The sequence below is a fragment of the Planomonospora algeriensis genome, assembly GCF_977012225.1.
In genome coordinates, this window is record NZ_CDRNDK010000849.1 from 1 (window position 1) to 1396 (window position 1396).

The window sequence follows — 1396 nt, forward strand, 5'->3', positions numbered from 1 at the left end:
GACCCTCACCTCCAAGGGAACCCAGATGAGGACAATCCCTCACAAAACTCCCTCTTAGACCTCCGGAAGCTGGAGGTGAGCCCGTCTGCGGGCCGTGCTTCTCCGCTGAACGGCCTCCGCTGCCGATGGGCTGCGCCGTCTGTGGGCACCCGCCGTACGACCACGGATGCCTGCACGTCGAGGCGCACGACTACCGGGTGCCCTCCGCAGGGCAGGCGGCCGCCCGCTGGGAGCTGATCCGGGCCGCCCGGCTGGACGAGCTGAGGATGCCGCGCGGGACTGGGTCCGCCCGGCCGAGTGCCTCCCGGCGCCTGCCTCACAGCCCACCGAGCAAGAGCCCGTTCCCGCCGGGCGGCCCATCGAGCGGCAGCGCGTCCCCACCGGTCAGCCGGCCGTGCGGACGCCGGCCGTACCCGCGCCCCGTACGGCCGAGCCCAGGTCCGGTACGAACCTTCCCGCCGTGGGATCGTCCTGGCCGATGGCGCCCGCCGAGGCGTGTCGTACGGCGGAGCGGCCGGTGGAAACCCGGGAGACCCGTGCCCTGCGGCTGTCGCTCGCCCGGGAACCGCTCGCGCTGCGGCGGGCCCGCGCGGTGGCCGCCCGTGAACGGCCGCCGCGTCCGACGGCCGCCATCGGCCACGTGGTTCCCGGCGGGCCGTCACCCGGGACGGCGGGCCCGGTGAGTCCCGGCGAACTCGCCGTGCACCACACGGCGGCCCGGTCACCGTACCCACCCGGCTCCACCCGGTGGCGGCCGTCCACACCTGTGGAGAGGGCCGCGTGACGGGAGGCTCCATCCGCATGACCTTCGACGAGGAGCAGGCGGCGCTCACCAGGTACCTCCGGCGCGCCTGGCCCGGCTGGACGATCTGGCGGAGTGGCGGCGTCTGGTACGCCACCGGATCGTGCGCGGTTCCGGACTGCCGGTGCGGGCGGACGCTGCACGCCCGGGGCATGGTCCGGTTGTGCGAGCGGCTGGCCGAGGAGGAACAGGCGCGTAAGGGAAGGACGGCATTGTGACCGGTCGGTCTCCCCTGGGGCCGGGTCCTCGGTCCCGTATGACCTGCCGCCGACCTGCCGCCCCTGACCGGCGTCGTTTCCGGGGCTGCGGAGCGGATCGCGGATCGGCGTCCATGCCGACGGGAGCGTTATATGCTGTCCTGGCGGTGTGCGATGAACACGGATTCGCCGTTCACGGTGTTTCCTCAGGTCACGTCACCCGCAGAGGGGCCTTAGCTCAGTTGGCAGAGCGCCTGCTTTGCAAGCAGGATGTCAGGAGTTCGAATCTCCTAGGCTCCACCATGGGCTGTTCTTGAGATGGCCTGATCATGTGTCACGAGCGCTCGTCTGATCATGAGAATCGGGCGGGCTCTCTTCGTTTCCGGGCTTGTGGCCG

Annotated in this window: 2 protein-coding genes and 1 tRNA gene; 2 read left to right on the plus strand and 1 reads right to left on the minus strand. The window is 71.6% G+C overall.

The annotated features are described in order from the left end of the window. Positions 1 to 384: 384 nt before the first annotated feature. The gene (locus ACWJ6R_RS36330; RefSeq protein ID WP_449066546.1) at positions 385 to 633 is read right to left on the minus strand and encodes a hypothetical protein; all 249 of its coding nucleotides are present in this window, start codon (positions 631 to 633) and stop codon (positions 385 to 387) included. Between the two features lie 147 nt (positions 634 to 780). Between ACWJ6R_RS36330 and ACWJ6R_RS36335 the strand changes: the two genes are divergently transcribed. Next, complete coding sequence (locus ACWJ6R_RS36335) at positions 781 to 1020, plus strand: hypothetical protein (RefSeq protein ID WP_449066547.1); 240 nt, start codon at positions 781 to 783, stop codon at positions 1018 to 1020. Between the two features lie 206 nt (positions 1021 to 1226). After that, positions 1227 to 1302 (plus strand) — tRNA-Ala (locus ACWJ6R_RS36340). Positions 1303 to 1396: the final 94 nt, after the last annotated feature.